This is a genomic window from Duganella rivi (genome assembly GCF_009857435.1).
GTDB lineage: Bacteria > Pseudomonadota > Gammaproteobacteria > Burkholderiales > Burkholderiaceae_D > Rugamonas > Rugamonas rivi.
Genome location: NZ_WWCK01000006.1, coordinates 171,235 through 191,144 on the forward strand (window position 1 = coordinate 171,235; position 19,910 = coordinate 191,144).

17 protein-coding genes are annotated in these 19,910 nt (G+C 57.6%); 2 read left to right on the forward strand and 15 right to left on the reverse strand.

What is annotated here, in order from left to right:
- Positions 1-172: 172 nt before the first annotated feature.
- From GTP45_RS29345 to GTP45_RS20285, 3 genes are all read right to left on the reverse strand, one after another.
- Positions 173-568: a DUF6348 family protein gene (locus GTP45_RS29345; RefSeq protein ID WP_371874489.1), complete on the reverse strand. Its 396-nt coding sequence runs from the start codon at positions 566-568 to the stop codon at positions 173-175.
- Complete coding sequence (locus GTP45_RS20280; protein WP_229258562.1) at positions 468-995, reverse strand: hypothetical protein; 528 nt, start codon at positions 993-995, stop codon at positions 468-470. The genes GTP45_RS29345 and GTP45_RS20280 overlap by 101 nt, the downstream gene beginning before the upstream one ends.
- A gap of 226 nt (positions 996-1,221) precedes the next feature.
- Positions 1,222-2,409 carry a Fic family protein gene (locus GTP45_RS20285; protein ID WP_229258563.1) on the reverse strand — a complete coding sequence of 396 codons (1,188 nt, stop codon included), beginning with the start codon at positions 2,407-2,409 and terminating at the stop codon, positions 1,222-1,224.
- A gap of 119 nt (positions 2,410-2,528) precedes the next feature.
- On the opposite strand from GTP45_RS20285, the gene GTP45_RS20290 reads away from it, so the two are divergent.
- Entirely contained in the window at positions 2,529-2,879 is a 351-nt protein-coding gene (locus GTP45_RS20290; RefSeq protein WP_161015679.1) for a hypothetical protein, read from the forward strand.
- 38 nt (positions 2,880-2,917) lie between these two features.
- Here the strand turns inward: GTP45_RS20290 and GTP45_RS20295 are convergent, their stop codons facing one another.
- The 3 genes from GTP45_RS20295 to GTP45_RS20305 are packed head-to-tail and all read right to left on the reverse strand — an operon-like array spanning position 2,918 to position 7,224.
- Entirely contained in the window at positions 2,918-4,693 is a 1,776-nt protein-coding gene (locus tag GTP45_RS20295) for a M14 family metallopeptidase (protein WP_161015680.1), read from the reverse strand.
- Between the two features lie 50 nt (positions 4,694-4,743).
- Positions 4,744-6,255 carry a S41 family peptidase gene (locus GTP45_RS20300; RefSeq protein WP_161015681.1) on the reverse strand — a complete coding sequence of 504 codons (1,512 nt, stop codon included), beginning with the start codon at positions 6,253-6,255 and terminating at the stop codon, positions 4,744-4,746.
- Positions 6,256-6,306: 51 nt separating this feature from the next.
- Entirely contained in the window at positions 6,307-7,224 is a 918-nt protein-coding gene (locus tag GTP45_RS20305) for a LysR family transcriptional regulator (protein ID WP_161015682.1), read from the reverse strand.
- A gap of 112 nt (positions 7,225-7,336) precedes the next feature.
- Between GTP45_RS20305 and GTP45_RS20310 the strand changes: the two genes are divergently transcribed.
- A complete protein-coding gene (locus tag GTP45_RS20310) occupies positions 7,337-8,542 on the forward strand; it encodes an MFS transporter (RefSeq protein ID WP_161015683.1) in 1,206 nt (401 codons plus the stop codon).
- A 105-nt stretch (positions 8,543-8,647) separates the two neighbouring features.
- Here the strand turns inward: GTP45_RS20310 and GTP45_RS20315 are convergent, their stop codons facing one another.
- From GTP45_RS20315 to GTP45_RS20355, 9 genes are all read right to left on the reverse strand, one after another.
- Entirely contained in the window at positions 8,648-11,347 is a 2,700-nt protein-coding gene (locus GTP45_RS20315; protein ID WP_161015684.1) for a TonB-dependent receptor plug domain-containing protein, read from the reverse strand.
- 289 nt (positions 11,348-11,636) lie between these two features.
- Positions 11,637-12,035, reverse strand: coding sequence for a hypothetical protein (locus GTP45_RS20320; protein WP_161015685.1), 399 nt, complete (start codon positions 12,033-12,035; stop codon positions 11,637-11,639).
- Positions 12,036-13,027: 992 nt separating this feature from the next.
- Positions 13,028-14,182 (reverse strand): hypothetical protein, encoded by a 1,155-nt coding sequence (locus GTP45_RS20325; protein WP_161015686.1) that lies wholly within the window; start codon positions 14,180-14,182, stop codon positions 13,028-13,030.
- Between the two features lie 123 nt (positions 14,183-14,305).
- Positions 14,306-14,611 carry a hypothetical protein gene (locus GTP45_RS20330; RefSeq protein ID WP_161015687.1) on the reverse strand — a complete coding sequence of 102 codons (306 nt, stop codon included), beginning with the start codon at positions 14,609-14,611 and terminating at the stop codon, positions 14,306-14,308.
- Positions 14,612-14,630: 19 nt separating this feature from the next.
- Positions 14,631-15,113, reverse strand: coding sequence for a glutathione S-transferase family protein (locus GTP45_RS20335; protein WP_161015688.1), 483 nt, complete (start codon positions 15,111-15,113; stop codon positions 14,631-14,633).
- Positions 15,114-15,164: 51 nt separating this feature from the next.
- On the reverse strand, positions 15,165-15,470 hold the full coding sequence (locus tag GTP45_RS20340; protein ID WP_161015689.1) for a hypothetical protein: 306 nt from the start codon (positions 15,468-15,470) through the stop codon (positions 15,165-15,167).
- Positions 15,471-15,512: 42 nt separating this feature from the next.
- Positions 15,513-15,887, reverse strand: coding sequence for a MafI2 family immunity protein (locus GTP45_RS20345; RefSeq protein ID WP_161015690.1), 375 nt, complete (start codon positions 15,885-15,887; stop codon positions 15,513-15,515).
- Positions 15,888-15,895: 8 nt separating this feature from the next.
- A complete protein-coding gene (locus GTP45_RS20350) occupies positions 15,896-16,213 on the reverse strand; it encodes a hypothetical protein (RefSeq protein WP_161015691.1) in 318 nt (105 codons plus the stop codon).
- Positions 16,214-16,343: 130 nt separating this feature from the next.
- The gene (locus GTP45_RS20355) at positions 16,344-19,907 is read right to left on the reverse strand and encodes an indolepyruvate ferredoxin oxidoreductase family protein (RefSeq protein ID WP_161015692.1); all 3,564 of its coding nucleotides are present in this window, start codon (positions 19,905-19,907) and stop codon (positions 16,344-16,346) included.
- Between the last annotated feature and the right edge of the window lie 3 nt (positions 19,908-19,910).

Genomic DNA, 19,910 nt, shown 5'->3' on the forward strand with positions numbered 1-19,910 from the left:
ACTATGAGAGAAGCTAGTTCTTCACCGCGCATCCATTGGTCGCCGACACTAAGCCCTGCGGGTGTGAAATTGGTTTCGATGTCGCTGACGTACCAGTCGTAATCCTGTTGTGGCCGAACCTTGCCTAACGTTTCATTGCAGCTCTAATTTGGCCATCCTTTGCGACCATCGGCTAACTGGCGCGGAGAACCACAAACAATCGGACGCTGTAGTAGCCCATACTGTCCGCCCATTGAACGCTTTCAAGACAGCGGGTTCCTGCCCCCCAAGTCTCATTGTCCTTTAAAGATTCAAATGTGCGTTGTCCAGCGACGTTGCAGAAGAAGAATCGAAACCAATGCAGGTCACCCGTCAGAGAGTCAAGTTTGATGACGTTCTCTAGTTGAGCAAATAAGTCAGCCGGTATGTCCGCTGTAACTCCCTCTGAGCCACGAGTCCCGAAGTTTCCTATAAATGCAGTGTATCGCCTACCACTCGGCCGACCGGCAATGCGGTTGCCCCTGAAAGAACATAACAAGATCGGCAGCCGTCTCAACCTTACCGAAATACGGATTTGAATCCGATCCATCCAGGCTTCTACCAGTGCGCTGCTCAACTTCCTGTGCAATATCTATATCCAAGTCAACATCATCAAGTTGAAGATCCTCCTTCAGCCTATCTCTTGCACGTATTGGGAATGCAGGATGAACATGGCTTAGATGGCACTGGAGCTGTTCGTAAACGGCGCGAATGATCCAAGTGTCTACCTGTCGGGTATCAAACTCACGCGCGAACTCACAGATCGACTCACCTTCTCGTTCTCTAGTAAGGCGACGAAGATGTTCTTCATTACGCTTCACTTGCCTGTACCCCACGATAAAGAGGCAGCAAAACAGCAGGACGAAAGCAACAGTAGCAACGGGCGATGAAACGAGACAATAAAGAAACCCGGCAGCGGGGGCTGTCAGAAATACCCAGAGCAAGCCACCTATTTTTTGGGGGCGGTACTTTGCCATGTATCGGGATGCCATTCTCAATTTGCTCACCTTTACTCGGATTAGAGAACTGACTCTTTAGTTCGTTTAATTTCGCTTTATTTCGATAACTAATGCCGACGACTGCTTTTGGCGGCACTCGGTCAGCCGATCACGAAGGATAGCATCTTGCTCATTCGAAAAATGCGCTAAATATTGCATTCTTGCATGCGTTGTAGCTGGCTGTTCTGCTGAGGAATTGCGTAGTTTAGGGATGGTGATTTACCTCGGGATATAGACTAGGGAAAAGCGTGCTGAGCGTGTCGAGTGGCAAGCCAATTCGTACGGGGCCGACGCGGCTGTCGCTGACCAATAAACCATCCGCCAGCAACTGCGCCATCAGGCTGCGCGCGGTGCGTTCGCCCAGCCCTGTCATCTGCGAGAATTCTCCGCGCGACACCGGCCCCAATCCGAACACGTGGAACAACGGCGCCGCGGCCTCGCGCCGATACTTTTGAAGCATCAGCGTATCAATACGCTGCCGCACGCTGTCCAGATCCAGCATGCCCGACATGAACGTTACTTGATCCTCGCAAATTCCCAGAAAGTACTGTATCCAGCCGAGCAGACCTTTCTCGCTCAGCGGCCCGCGCCCATCGTAGGCGCCTTGCATCGGTTGATCCGCGTTATGCAGTGCCGTGTAGTACGCCTGGACTGAGCGCGCAAAGCCCCGACTTGGTGACCACAGTCCCTGCGACAATCGCCACAATGCGCAATGTGTCTGCAAACGGGTAGCCCGGCCATTACCGTCCAAGAACGGGTGCACCCGCGCGCCCCGGTGATGGACGCAGGCGGCCAGGATCACATCACACTGTGCATCACGCGATTCGCCATAGCGCTGATCCATCCGTTGAAGAAAGCGCGGTAGCGATGCTGCCGCCGGTGGAATATGCCTGCTGACCGTTACCTCCTGCGTGCGCAACCGGCCGGGAACGATTTCGATTCCGTCATCAGACAGGCGGTCGCTTGGCGCCAACCTCTCGTACATCTCCCGGTGCGCAGCGATGAGAAACGCCGACGACAGTGCCGAGCTGCCGGCCAGTCTATGTTCCAGTGCCTGCTCCGCTTCGATATGCGCCAAGGCGATACGCTGCAAGCGCGCCTCATCCGGCCGGGTAGAAAAATCATGCTGCAATGCGCGCGCGATGTTCAGCGGGTGCGTGCTTTGCCCCTCGATGCGATTGCTGTAGTAGGAATTCATTTGCCGCATTAACTCGCGCAAGGCGGCGCGCGTTGTCGCGTGTGCGGCGGCAGTCAATTTAACTGATGCGGTCACAATATTTTCGGCAACAGGATACAGCTCCGCCATCAGGCGATCACTGGGCAGCGTCGGTTCAAACTGGTGAATTTCGCTATACATATTGCCGATTCCATTGCCGGTAGAAATCGATGCCAAGGCCTTGATTGTACGAGCTTTTTCGTTAGGCCTCCCGGTTTATGTTTGCCGATTATTTTCGAGTGCTACAATTCCCCCCGCATAGGGTAGGACGATCAACTCAGGGTAAGGAACACGCTATGAAAATCGAGATGAAGGCGATATCGGATAGTTTTGAACCGCTTTCTTTGAAGGTGAAGAAGAATGGCGATGGCGGCGACTTCGGGGCGCTGCTCAATGTCCCGCAGGCCAAGCAGTCGGATGCGGCGTCGGAGCTGGAGAAGTACCTGAAAATGTCGCCGGAAGAGCGCACCGCGATCGCCATGCGCAAGCAGCTCGGCATCTCGGAGGACGAATACGCTGCCATGACGCCCGAGCAGAAAAAAGCCGTCGACGCCAAGGTCGCGGAACTGCTCAAACAGAAGATGGATGAGCAGATCGCCAAGCAGCAGCAGGAAGCCAACGGACTCAAATCCGGCATCTCGCTGTAATAAAAAAGGGCCTCATCACTGAACTGAGGCCCTTTGCTTTAGTACTTCTGCGCGGTGCGCATCACCGGGTAGAGGTTGAAGCGCTCATCCCACGAGGCGTGGCGCTTGGCGAAGAATTCAAGGCGTTTCTGCGGGCTCTTGTTGAACTCCGCATCGGTATCGAGCTTCTTGCGGAATTCTTCGCGCAGCGCCGGATTGGCTTCCAGCTGCTCGCGCGCGACTTCCTCCGCCACATAGTCTTCCATATATTCCTTGCGCTCGAAGGCGTTATTGAATTCGCCCCACGCCAGCAGGCCATCGGCGCCACGCGGCTCCAGCATGGTCATCACCAGCCGCGCTTTCGGCTGCGCGATCGGCACGAATAGTGCGCCTTTCGCCACCGCGCGGCGCTCACGCGCCCAATCACCCTCTACCGCCAGCGATTGGCGGCCTTCAAACGACTGCACGCCAAACTTGGTCTTGCTCGCGCGGAAGGTCTCCACCTCGGCCGACATCTGATCCGCGGCAATCACCTTGAAGCTGATGCCATGCTGTTTCAGCTTGGCGCCAACCCAGCCCGCCTCCGCCACCGGCACGATGTAGCCGCCCAGCGGCGCTTTCACGCGCAAGTCCGGCACGATTTCATCACGCAGCGGCACCGTCCAGATTTGCGGCTTGGTCTCGTCGTAGCGCGTCCACAGGCCGCCGGAAATCTCCGAATGCTCACGCGTGTATTCGTAGCCGGGGAACTCGATGGTCTTGGTGTTGAAGGTGGTGCGATAGCTGAGCGGGAAATCGCTGCCGCCCAGCGTCAGCGCGCGCGCGTCGGCTTCCTGCACCAGCTTCTGCCACTCCTTGCCATGCTGCGCCACTTGCGACAGCAAGGACACGATGGTGTTGCGCGTAATCCGCACGCGGGTCGGATAATCCTTCCACGAGTGGGTTTCCACCAGCATGGCGAAGCGGTTACGCATCGGGAAGTAGCCGGTCGAGAAACGCGGCGTCGACATGCTGTCGACGAAGCCCGACGCCGGATCATCTTCCTTGGCAAACGAAATGTAGAACTGGCGCGGATCGGAGCCCTGCGCTTTCAGATCAGCCATCACATTGGTTTGCAGCGCCGCGCCGGCCACTTTCAACGCCTCGTCGCCACCATGCACCGGTTCCACCTGGATCGAGATATCGGGCTGGAACTTGGCGCCGTCGGTCACGTGCAGGTCGACGTAGGCCAGCGGATCCCAGGCGTTGACCAGCGCCAGCATGGCTTGCATCTCGGGCGCATCGGCCTTCACGTAATCGCGGTTCAGATTATAGTTCTGCGCCGTGGTGCGCCAGCCCATTTCCACCGGGCCGCGCTGATTAGGGCGATTGTTTTTGCCGAAGCGCTCATGCCCGTCCACGTTGAACACGGGGACGAACAACAGCACTTGCTTGTCCAAGGCGCCCGGCGCCGCCTTGTTCTCCAGCGCCTCGCGCAGCGCGAGGAAGCCGGCATCCTTGCCGTCGATTTCACCGGCGTGGATACCGCCTTGCACCAGCAGCACCGGCACGCCTTTCTTCTTCGCCTGCTCCGCCGTCAACGCGCCGGTGCGCGAGACCGCCAGCGCCAGCATCGGCCGCCCTTCCGGCGTGCGGCCGAATTCAAAGCAGCGCACTTGTTTCGGATAGGCCTTTTGGAACTGCGCGCACAGCGAGATGACTTCGTCGTAGCGGCCGGTGTTCAAAAAACCGGAACGTTCGGAGATGGTGGTCAGCGGCGATGCAGCAGGTGCGGCGGCGGCCATCGCGGAAGTCGCAGTGGCGGCAAAGGCAAGCAGGATGGCGGAACGGATCATGGGCAGTCTTCCAGCAAAGGTTGAACAAAAATTATAGACGGGTTTTCACATCAGCGATGGCGGATGGCGATTTCCTTGCCTTCCGGCCGCACCAGCTGCAATGGGCCGCTGCTGTCCAAGCTGCGCGCGCGCAGCGGCGCCGCTGGACACACGCCGTTGGCGCGGTAGCTCAATGCCGCCGACAGCAGCCGCTCGGAGGTATCGCCCAGCGCGTGGCCGAGATCATCGTCCGCCTTGCAGGTCGGCTGGAAGCCGTCCGCGTAGTCACCAAAGCCTTTCGCGTTCACGCCCTGTGTTTGAATCGCAAAATAGGTGATGCCGCAATTCGCCTGCGGCACAAAGGCGTACGGCTTGCCGCAGGTTTCACCGCCGATCAGATTCACCTCGATGTCGATGCCGCGCAAGCTGTTGATCACCGCTTCGCTGGCCGAGCAGGTGCCGGGAGTGGTCAGGATTGTCACGCGCTTGAGGCCAAGGTAAGGCAGCACCACGCCGGCATTCATCAAGCCTGGCGCCAGCCCGACGGACTTGGACTGGAACATCTGCGGCGACGGCGGCGTGCGTTTATCGTTGGCTTGCAGGCGCTCGAACACCTTGCCGTTGCCGGCCGGCCCCGCGATCATGTACGCCAACTCCGCGCCCACCACCAGATAGCCGCCGCCGTTGTAGCGCATGTCCACCACCAGGTCGTTGACCTGTGCCGCGCGCAGGGTGCCGAAGGCCGATATCAGTTGGCCCTCGGCCACCGCGTTGTGGTCATTGAATTGCAGGTAGCCCACCGGGCCGGTCGGCGTGTCGATCACGCGCGTGTTGCGCACAGCGGCAGCGGCGATTTTCTGCGCAGCCAGCGACACCGAAACGGTGGCATCGCCGCGTTTCAGCACGAAAGCATGGGTTTCGCCAACGGTGGCCGGCGATATGCCGGCCGTACGCTTGGCGACGGCCGCGTCGCTGCTGTCGTTGACATCCGCGCCATCCACTGCCGCCAGCAAATCGCCGCGCCGCACGCCAGCGGTATCGGCCGGCGATCCCGGCTCCACCAGCGTCACTGCCCACACGCGCGGCGCCGCGCCGGTGCTGCGCGACCACGTGATGCCATAGCCCAGCGTCACGCCGGAGCTGCTCATCTCATCCCACACCTCGCTTGGGTAAGTGAAATGGAAGCGATCCTTGGCGCGGCCCGACGCAGTGATGGCCGGCGTTTTCAGCACCGCGAAATAATCGAGCATGGTCTTGTAGTCGGCCATGTTCAAGGTCGCCGGGACTTCCTTGTACCAGAGATAGCTTTCGTCGATGAAGGAGCGCAGCCAACGCATCTCTTCGGTCAGCGTGCCTTGCTGATCGTAGTACGGCAGGCCGCTCGGCTGCGTGCCCTGGCGCGGCGTTGCACAGTGATTGGCGAGCGTCAGGAAATCCGGCACGGACGGCGGCGTCACCACCGGCGGCGTTGGATCTACAGGCGGGGTTGGGTTGACCGGCGTGACGGCCGAGCCGCCACCGCCGCCGCAAGCGGCAAGCAAAGTGAGGACGGCGGCAGCGATGAGAGGCGAGGTATATTTCATTCAGGAATTATATCTGCGCCTGTCGCCGCCGATGCCAATGCAACAATATTTTTACAATTTACTTTGCAGGTCGGGATCGGCGCGCAGCAGCTCGGCCAGCCAATCGGCAAACACCCGCAGGCGCGGCGACGACATGCGGCCCTGCGGATACAGCAGCGAGAGCGGCAGCGAAGTCGGCGGCGTATCGGCCAGCACCTCGACCAGCGCACCGCTGGCCAGGTGATGCCGCACCTGGTAGCGCGCCGCCTGCGCCAAGCCCACGCCCTGCAAGGCGCAGCTGACATTGGCCTCGGCGTCGTTGACCGCGATGGCGCTTTGAATCTCGGTGGTCACCACCGCGCCGTTGACGACGAAGTCCCAGTCATACGGCCTGCCGGTGCGGCCGGAGAAGTGCATCACGCCGCGATGCCCGCGCAGATCGCTCCAGGTCTCGGGCACGCCGTGCGCCGCGAGGTAGTCCGGCGAGGCGCAGGTGATGCAGCTCATGCGGCCCAACGGGCGGGCGATCATCGACGAATCCAACAGCACGCCCGCGCGCAGCGAGCAATCCAGTCCTTCTTCGGTGAGATCGCGCACGCGCTCACTCAGGCTCAGGACAAGATCCACTTCCGGGTAGGCACGGCAAAACTTGGCGATGTGCGGCATCACCACGTAGCGGCCCACTGTCCCCGGCAGCTCCACCCGCAGCTTGCCGCGCGGCTGGCCGCCGTCCTGCCCGCGATAAGTGCCCTCGGCATCTTCCACCGCCTGCAAAATCTCCAGGCACTTGCGGAAGTAGTCGGCGCCGTCCGGCGTCAGCGACAGACGGCGCGTGGTCCGTTGCAGCAGCTGGGTGCCAAGGAAGGCCTCCAGCTTCTTGATGGTGGCGGTGAGCGCGGCGCGCGGCAGGTCCAGCGTCTCGGCGGCCTTGGTGAAACTATTGGCCTCGACGATGCGGACGAAGGTCTGCATGGCCTTCAATCTATCCATTGTTCATCTCATTGTTCACATTATGTGAAAAGTATAGGTGCATTATGCCCTAATTATCTTTGCCTGGCTTTTGCCTAAAATTTGCCCATCGAACTCTCACTGGAGAAACAACATGAGCAAACAACAAGACATCAGTCCCGGCATGGTCGGGCTGCTGGCCACCGCGACGGGCCTGATCGTCGCCAGTCTGTATTACGCGCAAACGCTGGTCGGCCCGATCAGCGCCTCCACCGGCCTGTCGCCCGAGGCAGCAGGTTTGATCGTCACGCTGACCCAGATCGGCTACTGTATCGGCCTGCTGTTCATCGTGCCGCTGGGCGATCTGCTGGAAAACCGCCGCCTGATTTTCACCGGCCTGCTGTTTACTTCCGCCATGCTGGTACTGGCGGCGATCAGCAGCAGCGCGTGGATGTTCTTAACGGCGGCACTCGGCATCGGCCTCGGTTCGGTGGCGGCGCAAATCGTGGTGCCGTTTGCGGCCCACTTGTCGCTCGAATCGACGCGCGGTGTCACGGTCGGTAAAGTGGTGAGCGGCCTGCTGCTGGGGATTATGCTGTCGCGCCCTGCGGCCAGCTTGATTGCCGACGCCACCAGCTGGCACGTGGTGTTTGCCGGTGCCGCGGTGGTAGTGCTGATCGTGGCCTTCGTGCTGCGCGCCAAACTGCCGGTGCGTCAGCCTAACCATCACATCACCTATCCAAAGCTGCTCGGCTCCCTGTGGCACTTGTTCCTGCAAACGCCGTTGCTGCGCCGCCGCGCTGCTTACCATGCAGGCTTGTTCGGTTCTTTCAGCTTGTTCTGGACTGTGACGCCGCTGATGCTGGCCAGTCCGGCGTTCCACTTGTCGCAGACCGGCATCGCCATCTTTGCGCTGGTCGGCATGGCAGGCGCTGTGGCTTCGCCGGTGGCCGGCAAGCTGGCCGACAAAGGCTACACGCTGATCGCCACTGCCGCCGCGCTGTCGCTGGGTGTGATTGGATTTGCGTTGCCGCTGATTGTGCCGGGTTCGCGCGAGGTGGCGCTGGCAGTACTGGTGATCGCGTCGATCGTATTGGATATGGGCGTGGCCGCTAACCTGGTGCTGGGCCAGCGCGCCATCTTCACGCTGGGTGCTGAAGTGCGCAGCCGCTTGAACGGCGTCTACTTCGCGCTGTTCTTCGCAGGCGGTGCGCTGGGCTCCGCGCTGGGTGGCTGGATGTATGCCACCCACGGCTGGAACGCCGCGCTGTTGACCGGCATGGCCTTCAACGGCGCAGCGCTGCTGTACTGGGTGACCGAGTACATCGGCCACGCCAGCCAGAAAAAAGCAACTGCTTAGAGATTGGCTCAAAATGAGCGCAGCGCAGCGAGGCGCGGCGACGAAGACAGTGCGTTAGCACGGCGAGGAGCTGCAACGAAGCTGCGGTCTTTTTGAGTCGATCTCTTAGCCGCCGAAGTGGTAGTTCAGCTCTATCCAGCCTTGACGGCCAACCGGGCTGAAATTGCCAACCGGGTAGTAAGGCCAGCCGGCGCTGCTATCCGCTTTCACTTGATTGAACACGTTGTTCAGCGCCACCGACACGGTGGCGCGTTCGTTCAAGCGGTACACCACGCTGGCGTTGACCAAGGTGGTCGGCGTCTGGAAGGCGGTGCTGGCGGCGTTAGGTACTTTGCCGTAGCGCTGCACGAACAGAGTGTTCGACCATTTCGCGACGTTCCAGGTCACGCTGGCGTTCAGCTTATTGCGCCAGTCGTAGTTGGTCAGGTCTTGCAGGTCGTCGACCAGTTCATCGCCGGCGAACTGGCGCGAGTGCTTGTTCAGCGTCTTCGAGAAGTTAGCCTTGGTGATGAAGTTGCCGTAGTCCTTGGTGCGGAACACGTACTTACCCGAGATGTCGATGCCGTCCACGCTGGTCGATGCCGCGTTGATCGGGTTGACCAGGATCTGCTTGATCTCGCCCGGCTTGTTCAGCGCATTGTCGGCGTAGCGCACCACGCGCGAAATCGCATCGGCGCACGTTGGCGAAGTCAGGTCGCCCTTGACGCGGCAAGCCGCTTCGTCGCGCAGCAGATTATCGGCGCTCAGGTTGGTGACCAGGTCGCTGATCTTGACGTTCCAGTAATCGACCGTCACATCGAAGTCCGCGCTAGGCGACCATACGATACCGAGACCGCTCGAACGGCCCTTCTCGGAACGCAGATCCTTGCTGCCGGTCTGCACATAGTCGGCGCCCGGCGAGTAGTTGGCGAACTCGCAGGTGGAGATCGGCTGGCCGGACTTGGCGCAGCGGTAGTAGTCGGTGGTCGACGAGTAGTAACCGGTGCCGCGTGCCTTGTAGATGTAGTTCATATCCGGCGCGCGGAAGCTGGTGCCGTAGGTACCGCGTACCAGCAGTTGCTGGACTGGGCGCCATTCCACGCCGCCGTTGTAAGTGAACTTGCCGTCGTTGCGGCCGGCGAAGCTGTAACGGTCGTAGCGGCCGGCCAGCGTGGTGTTTACACTTTGCAGCACAGGGATGCTGAACTCCGCACCAGCGGCATAACGCTTGCGCGTACCGGCAGTAACGTCAGCGCCGGTCGCGGCGTTGAAGTAGCCTTGGTTGATGCGCGCATCCGGCTCATTCGAGAAGCCTTGCTTACCCAATTCCGCCACCGTCGCCAGTTTCACCGGGCCGGCTGGCAGCGAGAACAGATCGCCGTTGGCGGTCAGGCTCAGGGTGTTGGTCCACGACTTGTCATTGCTGACCGAGTTATCGGTGATGCTGTCGAATTCCTGCGCAGTCAGACGCTTGGTCAGACGGGCCGGATCCGGTGCGTAAATCGCCACGCCGTTCTTGTCCACGCCCAGTTGCGGGCCGAGGAAGAAGCTGTCGATATTCGCGCGTGCGCGTGGACGATGGTCTTCGCTCTTGTACAGCGAAGCGGTGTAGCCGGCTTCATAGTTCCAGGTAGTGCCCGGGATGACGCCGCGCGCACCGAACGACACCGAGCTGGCTTGGTCGTCCCAGTAGCGGTTGTAGCGATCCACGCCGCCCATTTCTTCCGGCGAGATGTAGCGGTTCCATGCCTCGTAGGCATTGGTATTCTGATTCCAGAAGTAGGAATCGGTCAGCGAGCGCGAAGTCCACGATGGGCCGCGCGTGTTGTTGGTGCTGCGGTTCTGGCCATACAGGGCTTCCGCGTACAGCGTGGTTTCAGGCGACAGCTCATAATTGGCGCTGCCGAACAGATTCTGGCTGCTGTTCTTGGTCTGCGTGGTCCAGTAGGTCGGGCCGACTTTCGGGCTGGCGCAGTAGCTGCCTGCTTTCGCCGTGTACTTGACGGTGCTTCCGCCAAACAGATCGCCCAGCGACGAGCAAGCGTCGCCCAGGTCGACATACTTGCCGGTGCTGACGTTCTTGCGGCCGAGGATAGAGGTCGGCGCCACGCCGGTTTTCGAGGCCATGAAATCACGGTCGGCGCTCCACAGCGGATCGCGTTCCAGCAGCTCTACGCTGAACAGGGTGTTGAGCTTATCGAAGCTCTTGCCGCCGGTGACCTGCAAGCGCTTGTCGCCCGCACCGCCGCGCGACGAGGTGCCGGCTTTGACGTTGACATCCACGCCTTCGGCTTGTTTTTTCAAGATGATGTTGACCACACCCGCCACCGCGTCCGAGCCGTAGACGGCCGAGGCGCCGCCGCTCAGGATCTCAATGCGATCCACCACGCTCGATGGAATATTGGCCAGATTGGTGAAATTGACCGTGCCTTCATACGCGATCGGAAAATCGGCCATGCGGCGGCCGTTCAGCAGCACCAGCGTGTGATTCGGGCCGAGGCCGCGCAGGCTGATGGCGTTGGCCGATGGCGTAAAGGTATTGCCGTAATCGGCGCCCTGCACAAAGCCGCTGTTCTGGGTTTGATTGGACAGCGCATCGAAAACGTTGCGGTAGCCTTGCTTGGTAATGTCGTCGCCGGTGATGACGGTAACGGCCGATGGGCCTTCGGTGCCGGCGCGCGGAATGCGCGAACCGGTGATGACAACAGCGGGCGGCGTGGTCGCCGCCACCGAGTCCTGCGCCAGTACCGAGGTCGGGCCGGCAGCGCCGCACAGCAGCGCGATAGCGCCTGCCGCCAGCGGGTTCAATTTAAATGTTGTTCTCATTGAAGTGGTCCTGATTTGAAAAGGCTGCCACCTTAACAAGTCCGGCCACAATACTGAACGAATGATTTCTTACTAGCTTATTCATTTATGCACTATTTAGGTGCAAAACAAAAAGACATGGGATTACCCCAGTCATAGTCAAGAATGGACGCGACTACTTCGGAGAGTCCGGAGACCTACTCGCCATCGCCGACACCGGTTCTCATTGGCCAGCGATAACCACCCGTTAGGACTGCTGCCAACAACCTAAGGGCGAAAGACCGTTTCCGCCCCACAGCGGACGGAAGTTTTAAAAGAGCGCTAGCGCTTTCTTGCATGTCCCACTAATTCCAGTCTTAGCTTTCCAAGAACCATCCGCATTATTGATTCGTTGTGTGAGCGTGAGAGCGCCACTATAGCGATTCAGAAAACCTTCATAATCACTGTTTGTTGCAGCTTGAAAGCCGATGCCAATCTCGCTGGTATTGGTAACGTTATAGGTAGTATCGAATCCTGGTGCACCGAAAATTTTTACTTTTTTCTCTGTTACTTCAATGTACATTCCTCTCGTTGGCACATCCCGCAAATCAGCCGATGTATAGTCAGTGTAAGCTCCATCACACTGAAGCTTAATTACGCTTGGATTTTGTCCAAATCCGGCCAGCGGGAAAATCAGAATAGAAAACGCGAATATTCTCTTGATAGCCATATTGCTCAGTAGTTTCGATTAGGAACGTAACTGTCCATTATTGGCCGGTTGCTATCTAAAGGATATCGTCGGAATGATTTTTTAGATAGCCCCGAACCCGTTCTAACAGCAGCGTACAGCGTAGTATCGTTGCTTCGCTATCATTCAATTCTTCGCGCTTGACGACCTTGAATTCTTGAACGATTGAGCCGGCCGCAAACTGCTGCCAAGTTAGATCAATATGGTACCAGTCCTCTCCGATAAGAAGTCCATTCCAGAAATGGGTCTCTAGTGCTTCTCCAGTCCATACATTCCCCTTAGGATCTCTGTCTTGGGATAATAATGCTGCACCACCTTTGACGTAGGATAGCATTGGCCTAAGGCGGGATTGCCCAACTGTTCCGCTTCAAAATAAGCGGTTTGCCTGTCCCAGGAAGCAGCGAGCGCATCTCTAAGGCGAAGCATAAAATCTTGAGAATGACGTTCCATTGTCCGCTCGATCTATAGTCTCTTATCGCACAGGGCAGCTATTCGCCGTTAGCGAACAACTAACGGCTGGTTGCTCCAATCGCTTTCGAAATAAGGACGACAGCTTTAAAGTTGCTGGGAGGCATCAAGCATCCCGTCCACGGCCCAGCCGCTGAAGGGGTCTTCACCGAATACTTCAACACGTTGTCTTCGCCTGGCCATTGCTTTCAAGAACTGGTGGCCGGCGGAACTGGGATTGATAGAACTGCACAACTTCACTGACTCCTTCATTGACGCCAAACGCTTGCCAGTCGATATGCAGAGGCTTGCCAGAAGCTTCGCCTATAACATGTTCATCACACATTAGCACAGCACTAGGTGGTATTTCCTTCCCGCCGACTCTATCCAATGTCTCGGCAATAGCTATGCAGCTTATATGAACTGCAACCAGTAGGAGGAACAATTTCTTATTCATTCTGAAAGCTCAGTTTTCATCTCGAGCGGCGGCGGTGAGTCTGCGATCTTCCCACACGAGGTATGATAGATTATCCACTGCCTCGGGTACCTTTGCGTAACGCCTTCTTTTCGTAGTTGGGGTCGATTTCAGATATGGGACGCAGCTTCAAATCAAATGGTTTGAACTTCCCTTCAAATTGAGCCTCGCCAGGTACTCGCGCCATATCACGCCAATAGCTTGGCTCAAGTTTTTCATCATTCGATCGGGGCCTGATCACGCACCTTGCAATTACTTCTTTGCAGGTCTTATCAAGGAGGTTTACGCTCTTGAATTTGGTTGCGCACGCAGATAACAGATGGAACATAGCCGAAAGAGCCGCCGTCACCTCATCAAGGTCAGGCTGATCACCTCGATGAATAAACTCATTACGTGCCTTTCGAGCCTCATTTAAATAACGGTACGTTTCAACTCTCAAAATCTCCTTTTGAAATAAAAGCTCGATCCGTGCAGAGGTGGTCCAAACCCTGTAATCCTTCAAAAAGCTACTACGATTTGGAATCGAGTCGCCGTGAGCTTTGGCTTCCACCTCATCCCGCCAAATCTTACTGACCAACTGCTCAACGCACGTCCACAAACAGGTCAGCGCCTCTGCAAGCGCGCCCGCAACGTAATGGGTTGTACCCGCAAGTGCCACCTCGTGACTTATAGGCTCACTCTTAGAAAGGATATTTCTCCCACGTTTGATTGCCCTTTCGAGAGCCGCGAGAGTAATAGGCTTCCGATCGAGAAGCACGATATTATCGCTGATGCTTGCCGTCTTATCTCTGAGCGCAAAGTGTAATGCTGTATTTCTGCTCCGACCACCATGCAGCCGGGTATATCCCGTATTAAACAACCAGCCGGAACATATATCAGACGGAGCCGCTCCTTCAGTGTAGATGCCGCCAAGGAGCATCTCGAAGAAAACGCGATTGAATATCTTGAGCGCCTTTCCTGGTTCTGCGAACTCAGGAAGAGCTGGCATTGCCAAGCTCCCATCAAAGCCTACCAACATCATGTATGGGGCGACATTTCCATCAATGAACCCACTAGCCCTATTGAGCTTCAGATAATCGTACGTTCGGCGATTTATGTCTTCTAGCGTTGGCCGCCATGTGTCACGACCATCCTTTCCTATTAGCTTCAGCGGCCCGCTTACTGCCATAATCAAGGGTACTCCCTCGGGATTTGAAGATTTGTTCATGGGGGCCTATTGCCGATCTACAAGGTGTCGATCTAAAAGAATACTGGGGCAGAAATCAAGCCACTTTGGGCGCTCGCCTAATCACCTTAAAAAATTGTGACCGTCGGCTACTGGCCGTTAGCACTACTTCCACATATAGGAAGCACCACGCACTAAATTACTAATCGCGGCTTCACTAAGCCAAGAATATCGTGCCCTCAATGCAGCGTTTGCCAATTCTGCGCCGGACTCAAAGCTCGGCTGAATCCAATGGGTAGAAGAGTTGGCCTCCTGCCAAACTTCCTCAACAAGAGCGGCATTTTGTACCGTAAGCCCTTTTGCAGCTAACGTTTCAAGAACATAAGTCCATGGTCTGGCCCACTCGGAGAACTGTTCAAGCGCCTCATTGACTAGCTGATTGCTGCTCATGTTTTCTTTCAAACGTTTCACGTCCGTCGGCTTCTGGCCGCTAGCGAACGATTTTGATATCGGATGAATCCCAGTCTTCCATGACCATGAAGCCTTGGACTATTCCCGCAGCCTCATAGATATTTGACGCAGCGTCGAGAGCAAAAGACAGCGGAAAGATTTCATCCGCGCTTTTTCCTAGCACGGCATATGACGACTCAATGTAAGTCCGTGGCGGCTCTAAACAACCAAACCAGAATGACACTTGTCCGTTATCCGTAACTATAGCTGGCTGAATGCTCCCCAGGTCACAGCTGCCAAATGATCCTGGTGAGAGATACCCATACATTCTCGTGCCATCTGCTAACGTAAATCTCGCTGCTGCGACGAATTGCCCGGCTAAAGCGTCATCCAGAATGCTTGGACTTGCGGGCCTAACCGTAGCTTCATCTTGGCCTTCGATGCCTTCCTCATCAGACGCATACTCCCAAATGGGAGAAAGCTCTAGATCAGAAAGCGTAAGGTCATAGACTTGTTTTCGCATCGAATAAAGCCCTATTGTAAAGTGGCTGCTTCTGGCCGAATTCAGCCGTGTTCACATCTGCCAACCTAAAAAGGCAAAGCCGAAAAAGAAGTACATCTGGCCTGCAATTATCGGTGCAATTAGCGCAGTGATGCACGCTCCCAGATAAAGACTGCGTTTGGAACTGGCTGCGTTACGAGCCAGCAGCACATACATCCCGAACGAAAGCAGCACAGGAGACCAGACCACTGCTAAATGCCCTGATAAGTGCGGGGCGTTCGACATATCCAGAGCAAGCAAAATTAAGCTTATGACCCCCATCATCGTGAGAGTCGTCACGATGAGGGCGGATACAGCACTCATTTCACTGAATTTCAATGTCGTCTTTCGATATTATGTGGCCGCTCTTGACCGATACCGTCAACCACGATCAACCCATGAGTCTTCGCAGCGAGCATAAACGATCACTGGAAAGTGCTCCATCGATCCGGGCTCGGGAACGACAAGGTATTCCTCATCAACCCTAAAGCCCAAGGTAGCTTCAATTTCCGTCACGGCGCAGCTTAAAGCCTCCAAGGCAGATTCAGATAAAACCCCGTCGGTATAAACGCGAAAACAAATTTTCCGCTCAGATGACTCAAGGTCCAGAGAAATGCTCCTGACCCGTGGCGTAATGTGCGTCAAAAGCGCCACTTGCGCAACCGTTCTAAGTTGAGATATTTCTGATGACATATTCCTCTTCTTTGTTTGGGGCGATGTCTGCTGCTGGCCGAACTCAGCCACGTCTTTTTGCAAATCAAAATTTACTTTGCGGGAGTGTCACCAACCATCGAGATGCGATAAAGCGTATCGCTGTAGGGTAGGCGCGCGATGATTTTCGCTTTCGCGGCAACGGCGCCAAGGGTAACTCCACGGCACAGCAAATTGACGTGACCCATTTCACGTTCGCATATTGCGTCGGGGCTATCGATAAAACTGGTTTTACTGAGCCGAGGAAAAACAATCGTCATCCCGGTAGGCAAGCTACCGATGGGTGGAACAATAAAAATCGTGAATTGGGTGTAGATAACTGCAAGGATCGCCACTAAAGCGAGTAGCGGGAGAACTGTGCGTTTGCGCATTGTGATTGTGCTGGAGCATTGAAGTAATTGCCCATGGTACAACAATTATCAATAGAAATACTCTCCCTTTATCACAGCGGATTGAATGAAAAATGGCCCCGAAGGGCCATTTGGTGGGATGCCTACACGATCAGGCGGCGTGCGGCGCGCTTGCCTCGACCGGCTTGCCGAAGTTCGCCAGCAACATGGCTTCTTTCTGCTTGGCGGCTTTCAGATGGCGCTCTTTGACGTGGCCGTAGCCGCGGATGTCTTCCGGGATGCTGGCGATGGCTACCGCTTGCGACAGGTTTTCTGCCGTTAGTTTAGGCAGCAGGCCAGTCACGGTTTGGCGGTATTCGCCGATCAAGGCGCGTTCCGTCTTGCGTTCTGCCGTGTAGCCGAAGACGTCCAGCGCGGTGCCGCGCAGGCCTTTGAACTTGGCCAGCACGCCGAAGGCTTTCATCACCCATGGGCCGAATTCCTGCTTGATCAAATGGCCCTGCGCGTCGTGCTTGGCCATCAGCGGTGGTGCGAGGTGGAATTTCAGCTTGATCTCACCGTCGAACATGCCGGCTACTTTCTGCTGGAAGGCGCCGTCGGTGTACAGGCGCGCGACTTCGTATTCGTCCTTGTAGGCCATCAGCTTGTAGTAGTAGCGTGCCACGGCTTCGGTCAGGCGGGTGGTTTTACCCAGCTTAGCCTCTTCCGCTCGGACCTGGTCAACAAACGATTTATACTGTTTAGCATAATTCGCGTCCTGGTAAGCAGTCAGCAACTCCACGCGCTTGGCGATCAAGTCGTCCAGCGTTTGGATGCGTTTGAACTCGATCACTTTCGCTGGCGTGGTCAGCTTGGTCACCGAGCCCAGATCGTGCGCCGCCGTGCGGCCCCAGTGGAACGCGGCCTTGTTGAAGGCCACCGACACGCCGTTCAGTTCAATCGCCTTGATCAGCGCAGCTTCGCTCAGCGGCACATGGCCTTTCTGGAAAGCGTAGCCCAGCATGAACATATTGGTGGCGATGGAGTCGCCCATCAGCGCGGTGGCGATTTGGCCGGCATCCACGAAGTCCACGTTGTCGTTACCGCAGGCGCGGATGATTTCACCACGCGAACCGGCATCCGGGAACTGCCAGTCCGGGTTCTTCACAAAAGCCGCCGTCGAGGAACCGGTCGAGTTGATCATCGCGTGCGTGCGGCCTTCGCCCATGCGCGACAAGGCGTCACGCGAGGCAGTCACGATCAGATCACAGCCGATGACCAGATCAGCGCTGCCAGTGCCAACACGGGTCGAGTGCAAATCGCTTTGCTTGTCCGCCAAGCGCACGTGCGACATCACCGGGCCGCCCTTCTGCGCCAGGCCACTCATATCCAGCACAATCGCGCCCTTGTTTTCCACGTGCGCAGCCATCGCCAGAATTTGGCCGACCGTCACCACGCCAGTGCCGCCGATACCGGTGATCAGGATGCCGAACGGCGTCGCGGTCGATGGCAATACCGGCGTAGGCAGCACCACTTGCGGGCCATCGCCAACAGCGGCCTTCTTCGGCTTCTTCAGGGCGCCGCCTTCCACCGTCACAAAGCTCGGGCAGAAACCGGTGGTGCAGGAGAAGTCCTTGTTGCACGACGATTGGTTGATCTGGCGCTTGCGGCCCAGTTCCGTCTCCAGCGGCTCCACGGACAGGCAGTTCGATTGCACCGAGCAGTCGCCGCAGCCTTCGCACACGGCTTCGTTGATCACGGCGCGCTTGGCTGGATCCGGGTACTCGTTGCGTTTCCGGCGGCGGCGTTTTTCGGACGCACAGGTTTGATCGTAGATCATGGCCGACACGCCCGGCTGGTCACGCAGTTCGCGCTGCACGTCCATCAATTCGCTGCGATGGCGCACGGTGACGCCCGGCGCCCAGTTGTAATCGGCCGGGTATTTATCCGGTTCGTCGGTGACGACGATAATCGGCGTGACGCCTTCCGCCGCGATCTGGCGCGAGATCATGCCGGGATCGAGCGGGCCGTCAAACGTTTGGCCGCCGGTCATTGCTACCGCGTCGTTGAACAAAATCTTGTAAGTGATGTTGACCTTGGCCGCAACCGCTGCGCGTATCGCCAAGATCCCCGAGTGGAAGTAAGTGCCGTCACCTAGGTTGGTGAACACGTGCTTCTCGTTGGTGAACGGTGCCTGCCCCACCCACGTCACGCCTTCCGCGCCCATATGGGTAAAGGTGGAGGTCTCGCGATCCATCCACAGCACCATGTAGTGGCAGCCGATACCTGCCAGCGCGCGCGAACCTTCAGGCACCTTGGTCGAAGAATTGTGCGGGCAGCCGGAGCAGAAGAACGGCGTACGGTCGGTCTGCGGATTGGCCTTGGTCGGCAGCGTTTTCAACGCCGCTTCTTTCGCTTCCAGGTAAGCCACGCGTTCCTGCACGCGCTTGGCGACAGGATGGCCGTCGCAGTAGTGCGCGATGCGCGACGCGATGGCGCGCGCGATCTGCGCTGGATTCAGTTCGTAGGTTGCAGGCAGCAGCCAATCACCGTGGCCGGTCTTGCCCTTGTTGCTCCATTCGCCGGTATCATCGAACTTGCCAACCACGCGTGGACGCTGGCCGTCCGGCAGGTTGTACAACTCTTCCTTCAGCGCGTATTCGAGAATCTGGCGCTTCTCTTCCACCACCAGGATTTCATCGAGACCCTTGGCAAATTCGTGCACGCCGTCCGCTTCCAGCGGCCACGTCATGCCGATCTTGTACAGGCGGATGCCGATATCGGCAGCGGCTTGTTCGTCAATGCCCAAGTCGGCCAGCGCCTGGCGCGTATCGAGATACGATTTGCCGGCGGTGATGATGCCGATCTTCGGCTTCGGCGAATCCCAGATAATTTTGTTCAGCTTATTGGCGCGGCAGTAGGCCAGTGCGGCGTACCACTTGTAGCTGTTCATGCGGACTTCCATATCCAGCACGGTGTCCGGCCAGCGGATATTCAGGCCGCCTTCAGGCAGTTCGAAATCGGTCGGCAGTTCGATCTGCACGCGGTCTGGATCGAAGTCCACCACGGCGCCCGATTCGATAATGTCGGTCACGCACTTCATCGACACCCACAAGCCGGTGTAGCGGCTCATCGCCCACGCGTGCAGGCCGTAATCGATGTATTCCTGCACCGAGGCTGGGTACAGCACCGGGATGCCGCAGGCGTTCAGGATGTGATCCGACTGGTGCGCGGTGGACGACGATTTGGCCGCGTGGTCGTCACCAGCCAATACCAGCACGCCGCCGTGTTTCGCGGAGCCGGCGTTGTTGGCATGTTTGAATACGTCGCCGCAGCGGTCTACGCCCGGGCCCTTGCCGTACCACATGGAGAAGACGCCGTCGTATTTAGCGTCTTTGAAAAGATTGGTTTGCTGCGTGCCCCAGACGGCGGTCGCCGCGAGGTCTTCATTCATCCCTGGATGGAATTTGACGTGATGTTCGTCGAGGTACTTCTTGGCCTTCATGGCCGTCATATCGACGCTGGTCACCGGCGAACCGCGATAACCGGTGATGTAGCCGGCCGTGTTCAAACCTGCTTTCAGGTCGCGCTCGCGCTGCATCATCGGCAGGCGAATCAGCGCCTGCGTACCGGTCATAAAAGCGCGGCCGCGTTCCAGCGTCCACTTGTCGTCCAGCGTGATCTCTTCCGGGTTGATAGCCGGATCTAGCTGCATACCCTTGTGAGGTGCATTCATGTT